Source organism: Fibrobacter sp. UBA4297, from assembly GCF_002394865.1.
Classification (GTDB): Bacteria; Fibrobacterota; Fibrobacteria; order Fibrobacterales; family Fibrobacteraceae; genus Fibrobacter.
The window spans coordinates 1-5497 of the sequence record NZ_DGUZ01000020.1; the positions used below are offsets into that span (position 1 = coordinate 1).

Annotated in this window: 6 protein-coding genes; 1 reads left to right on the forward strand and 5 read right to left on the reverse strand. The window is 43.1% G+C overall.

Features of this window, described 5'->3' with window-relative positions:
• On the forward strand, window positions 1-741 hold a 741-nt coding region (locus B3A20_RS11930; RefSeq protein WP_290765108.1), incomplete at its 5' end, for an alpha amylase C-terminal domain-containing protein.
• A 91-nt stretch (window positions 742-832) separates the two neighbouring features.
• Here the strand turns inward: B3A20_RS11930 and B3A20_RS11935 are convergent.
• The 5 genes from B3A20_RS11935 to B3A20_RS11955 all read right to left on the reverse strand — a co-directional run.
• Entirely contained in the window at window positions 833-1354 is a 522-nt protein-coding gene (locus B3A20_RS11935) for a hypothetical protein (RefSeq protein ID WP_290765110.1), read from the reverse strand.
• Window positions 1355-1452: 98 nt separating this feature from the next.
• Window positions 1453-3036, reverse strand: a complete 1584-nt coding sequence (locus B3A20_RS11940; protein WP_290765112.1) for a hypothetical protein — start codon at window positions 3034-3036, stop codon at window positions 1453-1455.
• A 1-nt stretch (window position 3037) separates the two neighbouring features.
• Entirely contained in the window at window positions 3038-4135 is a 1098-nt protein-coding gene (locus B3A20_RS11945) for a hypothetical protein (protein ID WP_290765114.1), read from the reverse strand.
• 138 nt (window positions 4136-4273) lie between these two features.
• Window positions 4274-5170 carry a tyrosine recombinase gene (locus B3A20_RS11950; RefSeq protein ID WP_290765117.1) on the reverse strand — a complete coding sequence of 299 codons (897 nt, stop codon included), beginning with the start codon at window positions 5168-5170 and terminating at the stop codon, window positions 4274-4276.
• A gap of 19 nt (window positions 5171-5189) precedes the next feature.
• Window positions 5190-5497 (reverse strand): hypothetical protein (locus B3A20_RS11955; RefSeq protein ID WP_290765119.1); only part of this gene is annotated, 308 nt, incomplete at its 5' end.

A 5497-nucleotide genomic window follows, 5' to 3' on the forward strand; every position in this document is an offset into this window, starting at 1 on the left:
AAGTGGAACATGGGCTGGATGAATGATTTTCTCTCCTACATCCAGCACGAACCCATCTACCGCAAATACCACCACAACCAGCTTACATTCAGCATGGTCTACGCTTATTCTGAAAACTTCATACAAGTTTTCAGCCATGACGAAGTGGTGCACGGCAAGGGCTCCATGCTCGGCAAGATGCCTGGCGACAACTGGCAGAAGTTTGCAAACCTCCGCCTCACCTACGCATTCCAGTACGCACACCCGGGCAAGAAGCTCAACTTCATGGGCAACGAATTCGGTCAGTTCCGCGAATGGAACGAAAAGCGTTCGCTCGACTGGCACTTGGTCAGCTGGGATAGCCACGGCAAGCTCCTCGAAATGATGAAGGTCTTGAACCACATCTACAAGGAAAATTCTCCGCTGTGGGAAATCGACCATTACTACACCGGCTTTGAATGGATCTGGTGCGACGATGCAGACAACTCCATTGTTAGCTTTGTTCGTAAGGACGACCACGGCAATATGATTTTGTGCGTATTCAACTTTACGCCGGTTGTTCGTAACGATTACCGTCTCGGTGCCCCCGCACGCGGTGCTTGGAAAGAAATTTTCAACACCGATGCGGCCATGTTCGGCGGCTCCAATGTCGGCAATCTCGGTGAAGTCTGGACGCAGGATATTCCATGGCAGAATCGTCAGTGGAGCCTGAACATCAAGCTTCCGCCGCTTGCAGGCGTGTATTTCAAGCTAGAGAGATAATAGCGCATTCGCGCAGTTCTTAGTCACTAGTCATTAGTTACTAGAATTTCATTAAAAAGTCCCTGAATTCATTTCAGGGATTTTTTTATTGCTAATTCAATGTCACTGAGAACAAAAGCATCACAGAAGACGAGCGGAATACGCCATCATCATCGGACCAATACTCGTGGGAATTGAACGCGAGCGACACCCCTAAACCAACGTGTTCGCTCACCCACCAGTCCTTGCCAGCTTCAACATCGAAACTAAAAGCATGGAGCCCCGTATTCCCGGAATACTTGCGGCAATTGAGCCTGTAACCAGTCATTCCGAAAGCCCCGCTAAAATAAACGTTATTCCATCCCGGCACATAATACGTGGCACCAGCACCGACAAAAACAGAACTCAACACGTAAAAATCATGATCCACATACATCGAGAGTCCATAACGGGCTTCTCGAAAATCGGAATACGTAACAAAGCCCATGTTCGCATGCAAAGCCAAATTCGGCATGACATAAGCACCAAGTTTACCATGAAGCTTTATTCCCAGGCCATCCGCAGTCAATGATTCCTCGCCATCTGCATTTTCAAACGAAGAATAGCCAAGCCCTACCGAAGCTCTAGCAAACATTCCATCATGTGCCAAAGGCGTGCCAAGCGGCCCAGCTATAGCCACCGAAAACGCACAAGACAAGGCAAGCAGAAATATAGCGAGAAGACGATTCATAATTAATTTGGGACATCTAATTTAGCAAAATCAGATACATTCCAAAGCTTAACACCATCACCACGCAACCTAAACCCTAGCGATATATACGGAGAGATTCCTTTGGAATGGCCATATTTCGAAGCTTTCATATTATGAAATCCAGCCTTCAAACGAATTGCAATTCGTCCCGCTATTGGATCTCCCTCAGGCATGGTCTTACCCACAAGCCTCGGGAAAAGATAATCTACATATGCCCCAAAACCATAGCGGAAATAAGATTCTTGCTTGTTTTCGCGTTTTTCTTCACCATCTCTGCGAACCACATAGAAAGCTTTACCCAAATTTGCAAACGCGACACCTTCAAAATACTTTGTCTTAAGCACTCTATAACCTAACATTGAATGTATTCCATAATCTAAAAAGCCACAGGAATCGCACTTTTCATCCAAGGAGCGCGTATTGAATTCAAAAGAAAGCATCACATTATAAATTCTAAAATCTAAAGCGACATTAAAGAAGAAAAACGATTTGTAATCTGGGAAATCTCCAGCCAAAAACGGAATACCAAAATCAGCACCCAAGCCAAAACTGAAATTAGACGCATCTTCAATCAATGGTCTCATCATTTTTCCCAAAGCAATCGATTCCATTACAGGGCATGCCAAATCTTTATTGACTTCGGGCTTATTTTGCAATTCTTCGCATTTAAAAATTTCATGATAATCTTGTTCTGCAACACGATTCAAAAGCAAATCGAGACCATCTTCATATCGATACGTACTATACCTTACCAAATAATTCGATGCAGAATCTTTATTTAAAATAAACTCATAATCACGAGTTAAATACTTTAAAAGAATTTTCGAACGTGGCGACAAATCTGCGGAATCAGCAAGCTGAACAGCAGTTGCATAATCACCGGCGTAGACGAGGGATTCTATGCGTTTACGAACTTCAATCGCAGGGTTCGGTTCCACACTATAGTTCAAGCGGTATGGGAAAAATTGCACATTTTCCAAACTTTGAATATCAAAAAAAGCAACGGATTCAGACACACCATCCAAAAAGAAAATTCGCTTATTCGGAATTTCAGAATCAAATGCAGGCACAGTAATCACGCGTTGGATTAATTTAAACGAAGAAGAATCCTTTAAAACATCAGGACCCATATATGCAAATTGAGTAAATACCTTTTTTGTTTTTTCGGTTGGCGGATCTACCCAAGTTTTACTTTCTTTGTCATAAATTTTGTCTACGTGAATAATGTTATGAATTAAATAAAAACCATTTGATTCTTTTTGCAAGCGGAGTTCAAATGTTTTGCGAACATTCTCGGGTGCATCAGCCAAATCACGCTGCATGCGGGCCGCTTTCAGTTCAGACCATTCCATAAAAGATTTATAGACATCCGGATATTCCTTGTCGAAATTAACCCAAGGCAATTTATCCTGGCTGTATACATTGCTCGTGATGAGTGAACCGTAATAAGCGACAGGCGCTATTTCTAGCTTTTTCGCCACCGTCACTGAATTGACTAAAACATATTCATACGCAAAGCTATAGGATAGCAGAGTCAAAATAATCGCAAAAAAAAACTTAACCATATTAGCGTTCCATAGAATCAGGATAAACAAATTCTACCGGTTTCATTGTCAACACAGGTATAGAAAACTCAATTGACATATAAAACCTAAATCCAGATGCATTTACTGTATGATCGCCCCAAATATTTTTTATACCCGCTCTGAAACGAAGGTAAAACATATCGTACAAAACACCTGCTCCATACACCGGATAAGCCTGATATGAATCCTTGCTTGTTCTATTTTCATCGTTTTTACTTTTATTTTCACCATAGAAATCAACTTCTACACCAGTCGTTAAATAGCACTGCAACGAAATGTTTCTAAAGTAATAGCCAACATTTAAATTCCAGCCCAAATTGTAGAAATGAAGAGAATCACTAGAACGAACATCACTGAAATGTGTCGTAATTTGGGTTTCAAGACTGACATCATATATATACCAGTTTGTACCCCCATAAAAACCAAAACCGTTTTTAACCTTATCCGAAATATCTCCTAAAAAGGCGACATAGGAACCACCTAAGAAAAACGTATATGACTTGAGCGTATCAACAGTCTTTCTGTTCCAATAAACATCAACTAGATACTCTAGCTGCTCCCGTTTCTTCAACTGGAGCTTATGTTTTTCAATCAACGACTCGATATCATATTTATATTTAAAGAAGCCCTTCATTACAATATAAATAAACATCCGGTCACTCTCATTTTCAACACTTTTGAGTTTTTCATCAAGCTTTCCAGATTCTATTTCCGCTTGCAATTTATCTTTAAATGTTTTATGGAACGTATCGTAAACATAGTCAGGCCTTGTATTATAACGCGATACAAATTGCACATCACTAAGCGATTCAAAATCACCTAAAAAATATTTCAACAGAATTTTTTCGTAATCATGAATTATAAAATAAGTAGACGACTTTTCATACGACTCTGCAACATCGACCAGTTTCTTTAAACGCTCAAGACTATCATCTAGCAAAGCTTTTCTCATAGCATCGCGAAGATACTTGACCAGGTCAAACTCCTGCCGAAGCATTTCTGATTCACTGAATTTTTCAACAAGGCTCAACGTATCAGGAGATTTAGTCTCTTCGTAATCGTGGACAAACAAGTTCATCACAGAATCGTGAGCGACAGGTTCTGCAGAAAAAGCGCTACAATTCAAAGACAAAATTAAGGCGCACGCCCAAACAGCAAAACATTTTACACAAACTCGCATACGATAAATATACAAATAAGGTGTAAATGGCGCAACTTAGGAGTGCCCGCCCATTTCCCTCGGATGGTAGCTACGATGTTCTTGCTTGATGAAATCTTTATCGACGTGCGTGTAAATTTGCGTAGTGCTGATATCGGCATGACCGAGCAGTTCCTGCAAAACGCGCAAGTCCATGCCCGCCTCTAGGCAGTGCGTGGCAAAGCTATGGCGGAACGTATGCGGCGAAACCTGTTTGCTCAAGTGCATCGTATGCAATTGCACAATTTTCCATGCCCCCATGCGGCTCATCGGCTTGCCATGCGCATTCAAGATAACATTGTCCGTTGCAGGGTGCGTTAAGGGGCGCCCCTCTTCAATCCAGGCGCGGAGATTTTCCTTTGCCTTGCTCCCAAGCGGTACAAGACGCTGCTTATTGCCCTTGCCAATCGGCATGAGCCATTCATTTTCAAGATCGATTTGCGAAAGTTTAATACCAAGCGCTTCCGAAATACGAAGCCCGCCACTGTACATGAGCTCAATCAAAGCCGTATCACGGAGCGGATTCTTACCGTTCGCTGCACTCTCAAAAACGCTATCGATTTCTTCGCGAGTCAGGTACTGCGGCAGGTAATGCCCGAGTTTTGGCGTTGCAAGCATAGATTCCGTGCTGTAGTCGTACTCGCCCTGGTTCTGCATGTACTTGAGGAACCCGCGCAAGCTTGAAAAATGCCTCGCCACCGATGTTGGGGAATATTCTTCCTGCCCCGCAGTAAGTGTCAAAAATTCGTCCAGTTTTTCGGGCTTTAAGTCCTTGAGGTCAATACCGTTCTCGTCAAGCCAGGCGATAAAATGCCTCAAATCCTCCTGATAGCTCTGAATCGTCACCGGGGATAGATTCCGTTCTACCCCGAGGTGCGAAAGAAAAGCGTCCAGACGGTTGGAGTTGAGACTCATTTTAGCACGCTATGTAAATTTAATCTTCTTCGTCTTTTTTTGAGGGCTTAGCGCAGCGGTCTGTAGCCCAGTTGGTTGACTTGAAGCAGGCACTTCTGGTGTAGCAACATCCTTTGGCGTTGCTTTCCGTTATTTCGCAATTGCAAGCGATTCCGTCGTTGTTGCCATCGGTGTCGACAAGCTCCCCGTTGGAGCAGACCACCATGAATCCGCCTTCGTGATAACTTGTGTTGATGCAGGTCTGGAGGGAGTTGTGGCAAACTCCGAAGTAGGTTCCCAGGGCCTCGCACGATACGCGGCGAGTCTCGTTAGTAAGGTCGAATTCGA